Annotated in this window: 15 protein-coding genes; 6 read left to right on the forward strand and 9 right to left on the reverse strand. The window is 68.1% G+C overall.

Translation table 11 applies throughout. The features are described from left to right. The first annotated feature begins 42 nt into the window (after positions 1 to 42). On the forward strand, positions 43 to 1014 hold the full coding sequence (locus tag CFB82_RS36810) for an AraC family transcriptional regulator (protein WP_089487261.1): 972 nt from the start codon (positions 43 to 45) through the stop codon (positions 1012 to 1014). Positions 1015 to 1046: 32 nt separating this feature from the next. Here the strand turns inward: CFB82_RS36810 and CFB82_RS36815 are convergent, their stop codons facing one another. The 3 genes from CFB82_RS36815 to CFB82_RS36825 form a co-directional block, all read right to left on the reverse strand. Next, the gene (locus CFB82_RS36815; protein ID WP_256990656.1) at positions 1047 to 1802 is read right to left on the reverse strand and encodes an NUDIX hydrolase; all 756 of its coding nucleotides are present in this window, start codon (positions 1800 to 1802) and stop codon (positions 1047 to 1049) included. Between the two features lie 197 nt (positions 1803 to 1999). After that, positions 2000 to 3205 (reverse strand): MFS transporter, encoded by a 1206-nt coding sequence (locus CFB82_RS36820; protein ID WP_089487263.1) that lies wholly within the window; start codon positions 3203 to 3205, stop codon positions 2000 to 2002. After that, on the reverse strand, positions 3202 to 3567 hold the full coding sequence (locus CFB82_RS36825; protein ID WP_089449380.1) for a RidA family protein: 366 nt from the start codon (positions 3565 to 3567) through the stop codon (positions 3202 to 3204). The genes CFB82_RS36820 and CFB82_RS36825 overlap by 4 nt, the downstream gene beginning before the upstream one ends. 133 nt (positions 3568 to 3700) lie before the next feature. On the opposite strand from CFB82_RS36825, the gene CFB82_RS36830 reads away from it, so the two are divergent. After that, the gene (locus CFB82_RS36830; protein ID WP_089487264.1) at positions 3701 to 4519 is read left to right on the forward strand and encodes a TrmB family transcriptional regulator; all 819 of its coding nucleotides are present in this window, start codon (positions 3701 to 3703) and stop codon (positions 4517 to 4519) included. Positions 4520 to 4606: 87 nt separating this feature from the next. Then, a complete protein-coding gene (locus CFB82_RS36835; RefSeq protein WP_089487265.1) occupies positions 4607 to 5464 on the forward strand; it encodes a PhzF family phenazine biosynthesis protein in 858 nt (285 codons plus the stop codon). A gap of 27 nt (positions 5465 to 5491) precedes the next feature. On the opposite strand, the gene CFB82_RS36840 is transcribed toward CFB82_RS36835, so the two are convergent. Continuing rightward, entirely contained in the window at positions 5492 to 6655 is a 1164-nt protein-coding gene (locus CFB82_RS36840) for an aldose epimerase family protein (protein WP_089487538.1), read from the reverse strand. Between the two features lie 107 nt (positions 6656 to 6762). Here CFB82_RS36840 and CFB82_RS36845 point away from each other — a divergent pair, with 107 nt between their 5' ends. Beyond that, positions 6763 to 7440, forward strand: a complete 678-nt coding sequence (locus CFB82_RS36845) for an HD domain-containing protein (RefSeq protein WP_089487266.1) — start codon at positions 6763 to 6765, stop codon at positions 7438 to 7440. A gap of 186 nt (positions 7441 to 7626) precedes the next feature. Here CFB82_RS36845 and CFB82_RS36850 read toward each other — a convergent pair whose 3' ends face one another. Next, positions 7627 to 8532, reverse strand: coding sequence for a helix-turn-helix domain-containing protein (locus tag CFB82_RS36850; protein WP_089487267.1), 906 nt, complete (start codon positions 8530 to 8532; stop codon positions 7627 to 7629). Between the two features lie 120 nt (positions 8533 to 8652). On the opposite strand from CFB82_RS36850, the gene CFB82_RS36855 reads away from it, so the two are divergent. Continuing rightward, positions 8653 to 9561: a LysR family transcriptional regulator gene (locus CFB82_RS36855; RefSeq protein ID WP_089487268.1), complete on the forward strand. Its 909-nt coding sequence runs from the start codon at positions 8653 to 8655 to the stop codon at positions 9559 to 9561. A gap of 160 nt (positions 9562 to 9721) precedes the next feature. On the opposite strand, the gene CFB82_RS36860 is transcribed toward CFB82_RS36855, so the two are convergent. The 4 genes from CFB82_RS36860 to CFB82_RS36875 form a co-directional block, all read right to left on the reverse strand. Beyond that, on the reverse strand, positions 9722 to 11215 hold the full coding sequence (locus CFB82_RS36860; protein ID WP_089487269.1) for a mechanosensitive ion channel family protein: 1494 nt from the start codon (positions 11213 to 11215) through the stop codon (positions 9722 to 9724). A gap of 90 nt (positions 11216 to 11305) precedes the next feature. Then, a complete protein-coding gene (locus CFB82_RS36865) occupies positions 11306 to 11719 on the reverse strand; it encodes a DoxX family protein (RefSeq protein WP_089487270.1) in 414 nt (137 codons plus the stop codon). Between the two features lie 231 nt (positions 11720 to 11950). Next, positions 11951 to 13759 carry a winged helix-turn-helix domain-containing protein gene (locus tag CFB82_RS36870; RefSeq protein ID WP_089487271.1) on the reverse strand — a complete coding sequence of 603 codons (1809 nt, stop codon included), beginning with the start codon at positions 13757 to 13759 and terminating at the stop codon, positions 11951 to 11953. Between the two features lie 547 nt (positions 13760 to 14306). Continuing rightward, positions 14307 to 14738, reverse strand: coding sequence for a DUF3331 domain-containing protein (locus CFB82_RS36875; protein WP_089449370.1), 432 nt, complete (start codon positions 14736 to 14738; stop codon positions 14307 to 14309). A 364-nt stretch (positions 14739 to 15102) separates the two neighbouring features. Between CFB82_RS36875 and CFB82_RS36880 the strand changes: the two genes are divergently transcribed. Beyond that, on the forward strand, positions 15103 to 16083 hold the full coding sequence (locus CFB82_RS36880; protein ID WP_089449369.1) for an alpha/beta fold hydrolase: 981 nt from the start codon (positions 15103 to 15105) through the stop codon (positions 16081 to 16083). Positions 16084 to 16111: the final 28 nt, after the last annotated feature.

Consider the following 16111-nt stretch of genomic DNA (forward strand, 5'->3'; position numbering starts at 1 on the left):
CACCGGATAAGCCCGATTCCGCTGATTTTCTTGCACAAAACTATGAGCGCCGATCCCATCCCAGCCCGATCCCCGACGCTGTCGCCGCGCGACCGGAAACGCCTGGTGACGCTGCTGCGCGCGCTGGCGCCCGACGAAGGCTACAACCTGACGGCGCTGCCGGGCGTGCGCATCCTGCGTTCGAACCGCGCGTTGTCGCGCACGCCGGTGCTGTACGACCCGGGCATCGTGATCGTGTGCCAGGGCTCGAAGCGCGGCTACTTCGGCGGCGAGCGCTACCTGTACGACGAGCATCACTACCTGGCGGTGTCCGTGCCCGTGCCGTTCAGCATGGAAACCGACGCCACGCCCGAACGCCCGCTGCTCGCGCTGTACCTGCACCTCGATTTCACGCTGGCCGCCGAACTCGCCGCGCAGATCGACCGCGCCGGCCTCGCGGAAACGGTGCAGGCGCCGAAGAGCATGATGTCGACGCCGATGGACGAAGCGATGCACGCGTCGGTGCTGCGTTTCGTCGTGGCGATGCACCGGCCGCTCGACGCCGCGGTGCTCGGCCCGGCGCTGCTGCGCGAGCTGTATTTCCGCGTGCTGACCGGCGCGCAAGGCAACGCGATGCGCAGCGCGCTGGCGATGCGCGGGCAGTTCGGCCGGATCGGCCGGTCACTGCGCGTGATCCATGCCGATTACGCGCAGCCGCTCGACGTGCCGCAACTGGCCGACGAAGCCGGCATGAGCGTGCCGAGCTTTCACAGCCACTTCAAGGCGATCACGCAGGTGTCGCCGATGCAGTACCTGAAATCGACACGGCTGCATCAGGCGCGCCTGCTGATGGTGCGCGAGGACCTGACCGCGGAGGCGGCCGGCTACGCGGTGGGTTATACGAGCCCGTCGCAGTTCAGCCGTGAATTCAAGCGCCTGTTCGGCCTGACGCCGGCGAAGGAGGCGCAGCGCATGCGCGAAAGCTTCGCGATTCCGGAAGCCTTCGAGGATGCGGCATTCGTGTCGTCGCATTGACGTGCGTCGGCGGGCGACCGTCACGCATGCCGTCAACGCATGGCATCGCGGACCAGACCGGCGAGCGACCTCAGGATGAGCGCCGTCACGCCCCAGATGTCCTGCGCCTGCTCCGCCCAGTACCATGCGCCCGCGCGTTCGCCGTCCGTGTATTGCCGCAGCAGGTCCGGATTCAGCAGCACGGCGAACGGAAACTCGAAGATCTCCGCGACTTCCGCGGGCGCCGCCTCCCAGATCGCCGTTTCCGGCACGATGCCGATCACGGGAAAGATCGCGTGATTGCGCTTTCTGGTTTTGTGGATCGGCAAGCTGCCGACCAAGCGGACCGCATCGGGCGCGAGGCGGATTTCCTCGAACGCCTCGCGCAACGCGGTCGCGCCGATATCGCGATCGAACTCGGTCGGGCGGCCCCCCGGAAAACTCACATGCGACGAGTATTCCCTGAGATCCGACGCGCGCGTGGTCAGCAGGATCGTCGGCTCGCGCCGCGCGACGATCGCGACCAGCACCGCCGAGAATTTCCACTGCCTATCGTTGTCCGCGAGGGTTTGCATCGCGGTCGGCCAATCGGTGCCGGCAGGGATGCCGTGGCCTTCGACGCCACGGATGATCGCGTCCAGGAGAGTTTGCGGCGTGCCGGTTTCCGCATGCGCGCCGGCCAACCCGACGCCGGTATTCAGGACGCTTCCGTCTGGTTCCATGTCTTCCTCCTGCGTGCAGCAGCCGGCACGCGCCGAGCGACACTGAACCCGACACGTGTTGCTTGGGTACGGCGTCGTGATGGCCAATCCGATGAGCCCGTGTTCGCTTGCGATCGCAAATGACACGCGAGGGCGCGTGAATGCCTGTTCCAGCGCAAAAATATCCGTGAGCGGTGCGGATCGTTGAATGCCGGAACCGGATCGCCGTCGATCGACCGCGCAATCCGATCATGCACGAAAAATGAAATTCGGATCGGTCGCGCGCACGCACGTCGCGCCTGCGCTTAACGGGCGGAAGTAGGCTCGCTCCGCGCATCGACGCGGGTCGATGTGGTACCGATCAACCCGGCCGCCGCGATTGCCGCAGCCGCCACGACCATCATCGCGCCCCACCCAACTCGCGCGTTGAGCAATCCCGCCGCCACCGCACCGCCGGCACCAGCCGCGTAGTAGAGCGTCAGGTACGCTGCGCTCAATGCCCCGGCCTGGGCCGGTTGAATCGCGACGACACGCGTCTGGTTCGCGACCTGCGCGGCAAAGCACCCGGCATCGAACAGGGCCAGCCCCGCGCCCAGCCATCCGGGATGACCGAGCGCAACGCCGAGCAGCAACGCCGACACGGCCGCGACGAAGAGCCCGCCCCCGATGACCACGCGATCGCCGAACCGGTCGGCAAGTTTTCCGGCCACGCGCGTCACGCCGAGACCCAGCACGCCCGCGAGACTGTACGCACCGATCGCCGCGGCACCGAGGCTATACGGCGGCTCGGCCAGGCGAAGCGCGAGCCCTACCCAGACCAGGTTGAACGCGAAGAACCAGAGCATGCCGGCGCCGGTACGGCGCCTCAACTGAGCACTGTCGCGCAGCAACCGCGGCATGGCGCCGATCGCGTTCGCCCGGCCGGGCAGCCCTTCCGGCCGGCCGCCGGGCAACCGCGCGGCAGCGCCGATAGCGGCCAGCGCAACGCACCCGGCCAGCACGAGCAAAGCGCCGCGCCACCCGCACCATTGCGACAACACGCCGCCCACGAAACGGCTCAGCAGGATCCCGGCCGACATGCCGGCCGACACGGCCCCCATCGCGACGCCGCGCCGTTGCGGATCCGCATGTTTGCCGGCGACGGCGCTGCATTGCGCCGCGACCGTCGTTGCCGCCCCCACCAGAAAGAAACCCGCGTCGAGCGCGAGCGGGCCGGGCGACCCCGACACGCACGCCAGCAACAACGCGAGCGCACCCATCTGCGTCGCGACGAGCGCGCGCGGACTGAACCGGTCAGCCAGCGGCACCAGCAACGCAAGGCCGACCAGATAACCGAGCATCGTCACGGACGCGAGGGCCGCCATGCGCGACGCCGCCACGCCGAACTCGCTCGCGATGGCCGACAGCGACGGCTGCAGCGCATACCCGTTCGCGATCGCCACGCCGGCCGCCAGTGCGAGCATGCCCGTCGCGGTGCGGGACAGCGGCACGCGGTTGCCGGCGACGGTCATGCCGCGGCCCTGACCGCGATCGCTTCGACTTCGACGAGGATGTCCGGATCGACGAACGGAAGCGCATGCACGAGCGAAAACGCCGGCCGGATATCGCCGTAGATTTCTCCATGCGCGCGCGCCGCGGCTTCCCAGTTGTCGAAGTCCGCGACCACCAGGCGGCTCTGGACGACGTCCGACAACGAGAACCCGCTGTCCGCCAGCACCCGGTCGATCGTCGCCAGCGCATCGCGTGTCTGCGCGTACACGTCCGCGCCTTTGCCGGCGGTTCCCGAAATGTAGATGGTGTCGTCGACGACCACGGCGCGCGAGTAGCCGACCTTGGGCTCCCACGGGGAGCCGGTACTGATCCGTTTTCGCATCTTGAAGATCCCTCCAGTCAGGTTGAGATACAACACCTACTACTTGGGTAGTAAGTTCAGGCGATTGTATACTACTCCGGTAGTTAATCAAGGAACCTCACGCAAGTCGTCGTGGGAGCAGGAGCCGATACACATGAGCGAGAACACGGAGCTGATCACGTCGTTGATCCGGCTTGGATTCACCCAGTACGAGGCGCAGGCCTACGCGGCCCTCGTCGGGCAGGCCGCGCTGACGGGCGCGGAAGTCGGCCGGCGCGCCGGCATGCCGCCCTCGAAGATCTACGAAACGCTGGGTCGCCTGGAAACGCGCGGCGCGGTGCTCGTCAACCGGTCGGAGCCCGTCCGCTATGCGGCCGTGCCCCACCGGTCGTTGCTCGAGGATCTGCGCACGCGCTTCAATGCGGATCTCGAACTGGCCGCGGGCGCGCTCGATCGGCTGCCGGTCCAGCAGGAGCCGGGGCTCGTCTGGTCGTTGAGCGGGCGGGAAGCGATCGCCAGCGCCTTCGCGCGCGTCATCGTCAATGCGAAAACGCAGATCTTCGCTGGCGTCTGGGACGAAGAGATCGACGATCTCGGGCCGCTGCTCGAGGCGGCCGCGGCGCGGGGCGTCGACACGCACGTGGCGATTTACGGCACGCGCACGCTCAATGGGCCGCGCCATTACGACATGGCCAAATGCGGCGCCAGCGCGAGGCTCCGGCTGTCCGGCCGCCGGCTCGCCGTCGCGGTGGCTGACAACACCGAGGCAGTGGTGGCGGAATTCGGCGATCATTCACCCGATCACGCCACCTTGACGACCAATCCGGTCATCGCACTGCTCGCGGTCGAGTACATCAAGGCGGACGTGAGCGGGCGCGTGTTGATCGACGCGATGAGTCCGGCGGAGCACAAGAAGATCCTGAAGCACCCCGACATGCAGGCGATGCTTGCGCCGCTCGACAAGCCGAGCTGACCTATGCGACGTCGCGCGGCCGCCGGTGCATCGAGCCGCGCGCACCTCACCCAGGTACGGTCATTCCCCCTCTCACGCGAGCGTCTAATGCCTTCCTATGCCTTCCGCCTGCTGAACGTATTCGCCGAATCGACTTTCGGCGGCAACCCGCTTTGCGTATTCGACGACGCGCGCGGCATGGACGACGCGACCATGCGGGCACTCGCGGTGCAGTTCAATCTGTCCGAAACGACCTTCGTGCTGCCGTCGGAGCACGCCCATGCGCGGGTACGCATCTTCACGCCGGGTCATGAGATGGCTTTTGCCGGCCATCCGACGCTCGGCACCGCGCATGTCGTGCGCGACCTGCAGGGTGCGGGGTACGCGCTCGCGCTCGAGTTCAAGGCCGGCGTGGTCGACGTCAGCGCGCATGACGACGTGTGGACGTTCACCGCGCCGCACGCAGGCATGCCGAAGACGGCGCCATGTGAATTGTCCGATGCCCGAATGGCGGCATTGCTGGGGCTCACGGAAGACGATCTGCTCGCACCGCCGATCTGGATCGACACCGGCGCCGACCAGTTGCTGGTCGCGCTCAAGGACCCCGCCGCCGTGCGTCGCGCGCAGCCCGACAGTGCCTGCCTCGATATCTGGCCGACCAGCAGCCTCGGCCGCAAGACCGCCTACGTATTCGCGTTCGATGCCGAGCGTCCGGGGACCGTGGTGTCGCGCTACTTCTTCGTGAAGCAAGGCAGCGTCTCGGAAGACCCGGGCACGGGGTCGGCCTGCGCGAATCTGGGCGGGTGGCTGCTTGCGATGAATCGCGACCTGCCGGCCGCGTTTCAGGTCGAACAGGGTGACGCCATCGGCCGGCCTTGCCGGTTGCGGTTGTCGGTCAGTGCGAGCGGTGAAATCGGCGTCGGCGGGCGCGTGATCGAACTCGGGCGTGGCGTGATCAACCTGTAGCGGAGACGATCCGGCCCGCGCCCCGGTTCACCGCGCCCCCACCCGCCACACCGTCACTTCGTGCAGCGTCTCGCCGAGCTTGAGCACCGTCGTCGGGAATGCCGGATGATTCGGCGAATCGGGAAAATGTTCGGCCTCCAGCGCGAACGCATCGGTTGGCCGATAGACCGTCCCGCCCTTGCCCGCGACGCTGCCGTTCAGCCCGTTGGCCGTATAGAACTGCAGCCCCGGCTGTGTCGTGTACACCTCGAGGAAACGCCCCGACGCCGGGTCGTAAACGCGCGCGGCAAACGCCGGCGCCGGCTGGCCGCCCTGGTCGAGCACCCAGTTCTGGTCGTACCCATGCGCGATGACGAGCTGCGGATATGCGTCGCGCAGATGCGCACCGATCGGTGTCAACTGGCGCAGATCCATCGGCGTGCCCGCCACGCTCGCCAGTTGCCCGGTCGGAATCGACGTATCGTCGGTCGGCGTGAAGCGCGAGGCGGCGATCTCGATCAGCTGCCGCTCGACGCTGCCGCCGGCCTGCCCCGCCAGATTGAAATAGCTGTGGTTGGTCAGGTTGACGACCGTGTCCTTGTCGGTCGTGGCGCGATAGTCGATGCGGATCTGATTGTCACGCGTCAGCGTGTAGGTGACGTCCGTCGTCAACGTGCCGGGAAAGCCGTTCTCGCCGTCAGGGCTCACGTAGCGCAGCGTGACGCTCGAACCGTTCGCGTCGCCGTGCGTACCGGTGACCGTCCATACCTTCGCGTCGAAACTGCCGGGGCCGCCATGCAGCGTGTTCGGCCCGTCGTTGACCGGCAGCGTCCACGTGCGGCCATCGAGCGGGAACCGCCCGCCGGCAATGCGGTTCGCATACCGGCCGATCAGTGCGCCGAAATGGATGTTGCCGTTGTGCGCTTCGTAGTCGTGCAGCGAATCGAAGCCGAGCGCGATGTCGGCAACGTGGCCGGCCCGGTCCGGCACGTTCAGTGCGGTCACGATGCCGCCATACGTGATGACTTGCAGCGTCACGCCGTGCCGGTTCGCGAGCGTGTACTGGCTCACCGCCTGCCCGGTCGCGGTCGTCCCGTAATCCGCGCGGCTGATCGATACGTCGGGCGCCGCCGATGCGGGCCCTGCGTGCAGCGCGAACACCCCGACCGCGCAGATCGCGAGCAGCGGGCATCGCGGCCAGATGCGTTTCATGGCAACCTCCGATACGGTGCGATCCGTGCGCATGCGCAAGCGGCGTGCCTGCTCGCGGCCACGTTTGCTATGCTTCGCGCATCCGCCTGCCCGAGCCGATCGCCGCCATGAACGCCCTCGATCCCGATATCGCGCGCACGCTGCGCGCCGCCTGCGACGCCTGCTTCGGCACGACGGCCGTGTGGCCGCTCGTCGAACGCGCGTACGGCGAGCCGCAGCGCTTCTACCACACGCTCTCCCATCTGGCGGAATTGTTCGCGCACCTCGCGCCCTATCGCGCGGACCCGCTGTGGCCGGCCATCGAGCTGGCCGTGTGGGCACACGACATCGTCTACGCGACGACACTGCCGGATCATGCGGACAACGAAGCGCTCAGCGCGCAATGGCTCGCGCAGGTCACGCACGCGCGTTGCGACGCAGCCTGGTTGCACGCGCATGCATCGCACGTGTCCGTTGCCCACGACCTGGTGCTGGCGACGAAGTCGCACCGGCTGCCTGGCGGATTCGCCGTCGATCCGGAATTGCAGCGCGCCGCGCAAATTTTCCTCGACGCCGATCTCGCGATCCTCACGGCCGCCCCCGAGCGGCTCCGCGAGTACGACCGCGCGATCGCGCGCGAGTGGGCGCAGGATCCCGATGCACCGTCGGCAGGCTTCCGCGCCGGCCGCAAACAGGCGCTCGAGCATCTGCGCGCGCAGGCCCCGTTGTTTCGATCGGCGGAATTCGCGCCGCTCGAGCAGCACGCGCAACGCAATCTCGACATGCTGATCGGCTTCTACGCATAAGCCCCCTGCGCACACCGCTACAGGCGCGCGCTTATCTGGCCGGCGTGGCGCAAGCCGCGCGCCGCACGGGCGATCGCCGCTACTGCGCCCGCCCCGCACCCGGCCGAATCGAGCCGCGCGGGATGCCCACGTTCCGATACCGAATGACGAGGCGAACCTCGCCTACCCGGCCCCGCATCACGACGATCAGGTATGGTCGGCGCGCCAGCGGCGAGGGCTGACGCCGGTCAAGCGCGTGAAGGTCCGCGAGAAGTGGCTCTGATCGGCAAAACCGCATGCGGCGGCGATCATGCTCAACGGCAGGCTCGGATTGCGCATCCACTCCTTCGCCCGTTCGACGCGCTGCACGATGAGCCAGCGATGCGGCGGCAGCCCGGTCGTCTGATGAAACGCCTTCACGAAATAGCTGCGGGACAGCCCGCATGCACTCGCCACGTCGGCCAGCCCGAGGTTGCCGTCGAGATGCTCGAGCAGCAATTCCTTCGCACGGCGCTCCTGCGACGGCGTGAGTTTCCCGTACGTCTTTTCCCGCCGCTCGCTGACGCCGCCGTAACGGTGGGCCACGTGCGCCTGAAACGCGAGGCCGACGTGATCGATGAACATCTGCGACGCCTGGTCGGGCCGCGCGAGCGCGGGCAGCAGCGACTGGCCGAGCGAGTGGACGATCGGATCGTGCGCGCTCAGGTGAGGCGGCAGGTAAAGCCGCGGCCGCTGCCGGCCGCCGAGGTCGTCCACCGTTTCCTCGAGCAGCGGGCGCGGCATGTGGAAATGCATGCAGTCGAACGCGCCCTTCAGATCGGCTACCCAGTCGCGATCGAGATCGTAAACCGTGACCGTGCCCGCGCCGTACGGCACGAACGGCGCGCGGCGGCCGTCGAGCCACAGATCCTGTTCGCCGAACGGGCGCAACTGCAACACGATGAGATCCGAATTCTCCAGTTGATAAGGCGCAGTGAGCCCGCTGTTGCGGCGCAGCGTCTGCAGCCGGACGATGCTGACCTGTCCCTTCGGCAGCGCTTGCGCGACGACGGTCTGCCGGACGTCGGCCGGGATGAAATCGGAAGAAGCGTTGTCCGCCTGACGTGCAGTCATGAGTGGAGACAAGCAGGTGAATGACGACGCGCATCAGTCTAGCAAACCACCATGACGCGCGCTGCCCTTCGTGCGGCACGCGCTGGTATGATGCGCCAGCCGCCCCTACCGGAACTCGCGATGAAGCTTTCATTCGAAGCGCTCGAAGCCCTCGACGCGATCGACCGTACCGGAACGTTCGCCGAAGCCGCGGAACTGCTGCATCGCGTGCCGTCCGCCCTGACCTACCTGGTGCAGAAACTCGAGAGCGATCTCGGCGTCATGCTGTTCGACCGCAGCGGCCGGCGCGCGAAGCTCACGCACGCGGGCCGCATCGTCGTCGAGGAAGGCCGGCGGCTCCTGCATGCGGCCGAACAGCTGGAGATGAAGGCGCAGCGCGCGCAGGCAGGCTGGGAAACCGAGGTCCGCATCTGTATCGACGAGATCCTGCCGTTCGACGCGATGTGGCCGTTCGTGCACCGGTTCTATGCACTCGGGATGGATACGCGGCTGCGGCTGTCGACCGAAGTGCTCGGCGGCACCTGGGACGCGCTGATCTCGCGCCGCGCGGATCTCGTCGTCGGCGCCGCCGGAGCGCCGCCCGAACTGCCGAACATCATCGCGCGCCCGATCGGCGCGCTGAAGCACGTGTTCGCCGTTGCGCCGACCCATCCGCTCGCCGCGCTCCCCGAGCCGCTGTCGATGACGGCGGTCGTCCAGTATCGCGGCGCGGTGATCAGCGATACGTCGCGCGAGTTGCCGCCGCAGTCGGTGGCGATCGACGCGGGCCAGCCGACGCTCGCGGTGCCGACGCTCGCGGCCAAGCTCGATGCGCAATGCGAAGGGCTCGCGGTGGGCACGCTGCCGGAATGCATCGCCGCGCGCGCGATCGCCGACGGCAAGCTCGTCGCCCGCCGGGTGACCGGCATGCGCGATACCACGCATTGCTATCTCGCCTGGCGCAGCGACGAGGCCGGCCGTGCCCTCCTGTGGTGGGTCGAGCAACTCGATCGCCCCGATCTCGTCGATCGCCTTTTGCAGCTCGCGTGATCGCGCCGTCCGTGCGCCCCGCGCAATCGTGTTGTCTGCCTTCCCGCCTGAACGACCCGACTCACCTGAACGCTTGCAGCGCGCCGGCCCTTGGCCGCTGCGCTTGCCCGCGCGCGTGCTTCGGCGCCAGCGAAGGTCACTGACCGCGGCGCGGCCCGCGTCAGACGATCGAATCGTGCACGCGCTTCATTTCCTTCTCGAGCCACGCGATCAGGCTGAATGACGCGTGCGCCTTCTCGACCGGCGGGATCATCAGCCGTTCCTCGGTCGCGATATGTTCGGTGACCGATTCACACATCAGCCTGCCGAGCTCCGGCTTCCTGCGGATCAGCGCCGACAGGTCCTCGCTGCGCAACTGCAGGACGGTCATCGCGGTCACCGCATGCACGGTCGCATGCAGGCGCGTGCCGGCCAGCACGACCGATTGCCCGATCGCATCGCCGGGCGCCATGCGCCGCACCTCGACGTCGCCCGACGGGCCCGGCACGAATACGGCCGCGACGCCGGATTCGACGATCGTCAGCACGCGCGTATCCGAATTCGACGCATAGATCACGTCGCCCTGGCCGAACGAACGCGTTACCAGCGCATCGGCCAGCGCGGCGAGATCGTCGTCGTCGACGCGCGCGAACAGGTCCACCGCACGCAACAGCAGCAACCGGCGCGATACGTCATGCTGGTCGTGCCCGTCGCGCCCGTCCGCCGCCGCTGACGGCGCGGTGCTCGCGAGCGGCCGCCACGCGGTGCCTGCCGCGGCCAGATGCCGATGCGCGAGATCGTACAGTGCGTTGCGCACGGCCGTCGTCTTCTGCAGCGCGTCGACGTAACAGAGGAGCTCGTAGCGAATCGCGTTGGTGCCGAATGCCTTCACGACGGCAACGGGCGCGGGGCGCGCGAGTACGTCGAGCGAACTGGCCGCTGCCCGCTCGAGCGCGCCGACGACGACCGCCGGCCGCATCGCGGGATCGACGTCGAGCGCGAGCGTCACGCCGTGCAGGCCGGACGGTTCGCTGAGGTTCACGATCGTTGCGCGAGCCGCGGCGCTGTTCGGCACGACGACCAGGTTGCCGAGGCTGTCGATCAGCTTCGTCGCCCGCCAGTTGCTCTCGACGATCCGCCCTTCGATCTCGCCGATCGACACGGTGTCGTTCAGGCGAAACGGCTGCGTGGTGTTCAGCACGAGCCCGGAGAACACGTCGTTCAGCGTGTTCTGCAGTGCGAGACCGAGGATCACCGCCACGGCGCCGGACGTCGCAACGACGCCGCTCAACGGCAGGCCGAGCACGTAGCCCAACGCGGCGACCGCCGCCGCGCCGAACACGACGCCCGCGGCGATGTCGTGAAAGAGCCGCTGGCTGCGCCACGCGGGCGGCAACAGCAGATGATCGAGCAGCAGGCTGAAGACGATCGCGCATTGCAGCCACCACACGATGCAGATGGCCTGGAGCGCGACGCGGTCGAGGCCCGTGGCCGACGCGGGAACGGCGAGCGGGCTCACGCCGTGCGCGAACAGCACGGCGGTCAGTGCGGCGAACGCCGCGCAGCGCCACACGGCCCGCATCGCGCCGCGACCGCGCCCGAACAGACGCCATGCGACGAGATCGGCCAGCACGATCGGCGCGCCGTACAGCGCGGTATCGGAGAGATTCAGCATATCGGAACGCAACGATGGCGACGGCAGCGTGACGGTCGGACCGTCGCCGCTGCGACGGGATGATGGGCGCGGGCGACGCCCGCGGCCACGTTACTCGCGCCGGCGCACCACGCCCGGCAACGCATAGCGGCCGGCGCCCGCGATCGCGATCGTGCCGAACAGGATCAGCAGCATCCACGCGAACTGCGCATCGCGCAGCGACCAGTCGGGATGGACGAACACCAGCGCGACGAGCGTGATGATCATCACCGGCAGCGCGGCGAGGCGCGGCCATACGCCGACGATCATGAATACCGGGCACACGACTTCCGCGAAGATCGCAAACAGGATCGACAGCGTGCGGCCGAGATGGAACGGATCCTCGATGGCGGCGGCTTCCGACGTGTAGTGCAGGACTTTGGGCAAGCCGTGAACCACGAGCAGCAGCACGCTGGCGGTGACGCGCAGGAACAGCAGGCCGAGGTCGGCCGCGTGGCGGGAAAGGTCGGATTCGGGAAATTTCATGCGGCGATTCGTCCGGTTGGGCGGGTACGCGACGGCGCAGGTAGCGCCGCACGCGTCGCGACGCCCGCGTGGCGAATGGCGTCGCGATATCTCGGCGCGCGCACGGGATCGCCACGCAAGCGTGCCGGAATGGCCGCGCCTTACGCACGCAATCTACGCGTGCCGCGTGCCCGTGTCCTTGAGCCGCGCTGAAACGTTCTGAAGCGCGGAAGGCACACCGCCCATCCGCCGTCAGCCCTCGCGTGCCGGCAGCTCCGCCTCGGCCGCATCGAAGCCGAGCGCGTGCACTTCCGACCACGCGTCATGCACCGCCTGCGTCGATCCGGCCGTATGCGCGAGCGCCGCCGCATATGCGGCGAGCAAGCGCACGCGCGCATCGGCGGCCTCTGCCGTGGTGTCGGCGTCGCGCATCGCATCGAGCGCCACGCGCGCCCGTTCGCGGCATTCGTCGACGAGCGACAGGTCGAACAGGCAAGGCACCGCGACGGCCGCGAGCGCGATGCCGAGCGCCGCATCGCCGTTCGCCGAGAATGCCCAGTCGAGCGCGGCACGCAGGTTGCCGAGCTCGCGCCGCACCGCATCGAGCCGCGTGGGGCCGCCGTGCTCGCTGCCCCGCGCGCCACCGCCATGCGCCGCTTGCCGGAACAACGCGAGGAAATAGCCGGCGTGCGCACGCGCGGCCGCCGCGCCGTCGCCGTGCGCGTCGAGCTGCTGCTGCGCGTAAGCGCGCGTGGTCGTCAGCAATCGGTAGCGCGGCGCGCCGTGCGCGGTCTCGAGGATCAGCAGCGATTTCGACACGAGGCCCGCGATCGTATCGAGCAGGTCGGCGCCGGCCAGCCCGTTCGGGCCGACCACCGCGCGCACGGCCTCGATCGAGAAACCGTCGCGGAACACGCCGAGCCATCGCAACAGCAGGCGCTCGGCATCGCCCAGCAGCCGGTCGCTCCAGTCGTACATCGCCTGCAGCGTCTGATGGCGCGGGAGCGCGGTGCGGAAACCGCCCGTCAACAGCCGGAAATGATCGTCGAGATGGGCCGCCAGCACGTCGATGCCGAGCACGGCGGCACGCGCCGCGGCCAGTTCGATCGCGAGCGGCAGACCGTCGAGCCGGCGGCAGACCGACGCCATCAGCGACAGGCTGCGCGCATCGAGCGGAAAACGCGGATCGGCCGCGCGTGCGCGTGCGGCGAACAACTGCACGGCGCTCGCGCGCATCGCATCGTGATCGGCCGCGCCTTCATCGGGCACGTCGAGCGGCAGCACCGGGCACACGCGCTCGCCGTGAATGCGCAGCGATTCCCTGCTCGTCGCGAGCACGCACAGCCCGTCGTCCGCGTCGGTCAGCGCGCTCGCGATCCGCGCCGCGGCATCGAGCAGATGCTCGCAATTGTCGAGCACGAGCAGCATCCGGCGGCGTGCGACCGCAGCGAGCACGGCTTCGAGGGTCAGCGCGCCGGTCGGCTGAGCGATGCCGAACGCACCCGCGAGCGCATCCGGCACGAAGCGCGGGCACGCGACCGTCGCGAGCGACACGAACACGGTGCCTTCGGGAAAACGCGCGTCCGCGCGCGCGGCCGCTTCGATCGCGATGCGCGTCTTGCCGATGCCGCCCGCGCCGACCAGGGTCACGATGCGTGCGTCCTGCAATGCGGCCAGCACCTCGCCGACCATGTGTTCGCGGCCGAACAGCGCGCCGGGCGCGGCGGACGGCCGCGACATCGCCGGGCGCACGGGCGCGCCGCCGTCGTCATGTTGCTCGATGACGAGCCGATAGCCGCGGCCCGGCACCGTCACGATCAGGTTCCGGTCGTCGGCCAGCGCCTTGCGCAGCGACGCGATGTGCACCTGCAGGTTGTTTTCTTCCACCACGGTGTGCGGCCACACGCGCTGCATGATTTCGTCTTTCGATACCAGTGCGCCGTTCGCCCGAATCAACAGCTCGAGAATCTCGAATGCGCGGCTACCGATGCGCAACAGCTTGCCGTTCGAACGAATTTCACGTCTGTCGAGAAAAACGTGAAGTGTTCCAATTCGGATCATCGCAATTTCTTGATGGTGACATTCAACGGCGCACGGTTTAAACCCGGCGCCGGTTTCGCGTCAATGCTACGGTATTTACGTAGCAGAATGATTCAAATTATCAGAATGAAGCGATCGAATTTTTTGAAATGACGAAAAATACCGCGGCGACGTGGTGTGGCACGCGTGTGACCATATGCACCCGAATGCGGCAAGAGAAGCACGGCGGCGCACGATTCATGTGCGAATTGCCGATTCGCTCGTAAATATGATTTACATATATCAGACGATATGCTTGCCGGTTCGGGAAAATTCGACGTATTTTCCGTTAGATTCGGCCGGTCGATCGAATGCGCGCGGGCGCCGCATATAGCGCCGGTAGATCGTCGCTCCGTGCCGATAGCGGAACGATTCCCGTTTCGAGCAGCCGTGCGATCGGGCCTGTGCAAACCGCGGCCATTCGTCGCGCGGTATCGGCAAGCGTGTCGCCGCCGCCTCCGTTCCGAGATTGATGGCGTCACGACGTACCGCGCCGGTCGCAACCGATGCCACGCCGCGCTGCCGGGCGTCATGGCCGGGACTGCCGCGCGGCGAACACGTCGAGCGCCGACGCCAGAATCATCTCGCGGCAGTTCGCCGGCCGTTTCGCGCCGCGCCACTGGGGCTTGTAGATGGCATCGCCGACCCGGATCGGCCCGCCGGTGAGCGCGCACCGCCCGCTCCCGCGCGCCTTCGCGCTGATCCAGCGCTGCTCGTCGTAGCGGCAGTGCGTCGGGTCGCTCCATGACACCAGCATCGACGAATCGGTCTGCCGCTCGGCGGTGACGATCGCGCTGCGGCGGCGTATGTCGCCGCTCGACGGCGTCGGCGCGTCGCCGCGATGGCCGCGGCGCGGGCCGTCCGCCTGTCGCGTGCGCGGCGCCGGCATCGACCGGACGCCCGCCAGGGAAGGCGGCCCGAGCGACGTGATCATGTGCTCCCAGCGATTGAAGGCATCCATGGCGGCATATCCAGGCAAGTGACGGGCGGTGCGGGTGTCGGATCCGTGCGCGCGGCGCGAAACGTGTGCGGATGATCCAATGTCGACGATAGTCGCCGTTCGCTGAAGAGTCCCGGTCGCGCGCTTAATTTTTCTGCAGCCCGGCCAATTTCCCTCGGCGGCGCGTTCAAGAAAATTCAGCCGGATTTCAGTACGGCGCATATCGCGCCGCGATACGCTCCCGGCGGCATTCGTTCGTCCGCGCCCGCACGAACCGGCGTGCGACGACGCAAGCGGACCGGCTGCCGGCGGGATGGCCGCGGCCGGTCGTTACCGATCCACCATCCCGCGCGGCATCGTTGCGCCGCATACCTCAGGAGTCCAGATGCACCCCGTACAGACCGACGCCGTTCCGTCGGCGCGCCGCCGCGACATGCTGCTTGCCGGCGCGACGGCCGTCGCGGCAGCCGCGCTGCCCGCGATGGCGGCCGCGGCCGGCACCCCCGCCCGCAGCGCCTCTTCAGCCCACCCAGGAGCCCATTCGATGAACACGATCACCACCCAGGACGGCACGCAGATCTACTTCAAGGACTGGGGCACCGGCCGCCCGGTCGTGTTCTCGCACGGCTGGCCCCTGTGTGCGGACGCGTGGGACGCGCAGATGCTGTTCCTCGTGCAGCACGGCTATCGCGTGATCGCGCACGACCGCCGTGGCCACGGCCGGTCGAGCCAGCCGTCGCGCGGCAACGACATGAACACGTACGCGGACGATCTCGCCGCCCTGCTCGACGCCCTGGACGTGCGCGAAGCCACGCTCGTCGGCCACTCCACGGGCGGCGGCGAAGTGGCGCGCTACATCGGCCGCCACGGCACGAAGCGCGTGTCGAAGGCCGTGCTGATCGGCGCGGTGCCGCCGCAGATGGTGAAGTCGCCGACCAACCCCGGCGGCCTGCCGATGGACGTGTTCGACGGCATCCGCAAGAACGTCGCCGAGAACCGTTCGCAGTTCTACAAGGATCTCGCGGTGCCGTTCTTCGGGTTCAACCGCCCGAACGCCAAACCGTCGCAGGGCACGATCGACGCGTTCTGGTCGCAGGGCATGATGGGCGGCATTCACGGCCAGTACCTGTGCGTGAAGGAGTTTTCCGAAGTCGACTACACGGACGATCTCAAGAAGATCGACGTGCCGACGCTCGTGCTGCACGGTGACGACGACCAGATCGTGCCGATCGACGATTCGGCCCGGCTGTCGTCGAAGATCGTCAAGCACGCGCAGTTGAAGGTGATCGAAGGCGGGTCGCACGGCATGTGCGTCGTGAACGCCGATCGCATCAACGCCGAGCTGCTCGCGTTCCTGCAGGCGTAAGCGCACCGTCTGCCGTCGCGGCGCGCAC

Origin of the sequence: Burkholderia sp. HI2714, from assembly GCF_002223085.1 — a bacterium.
In the GTDB taxonomy this organism is placed as follows: domain Bacteria; phylum Pseudomonadota; class Gammaproteobacteria; order Burkholderiales; family Burkholderiaceae; genus Burkholderia; species Burkholderia lata_D.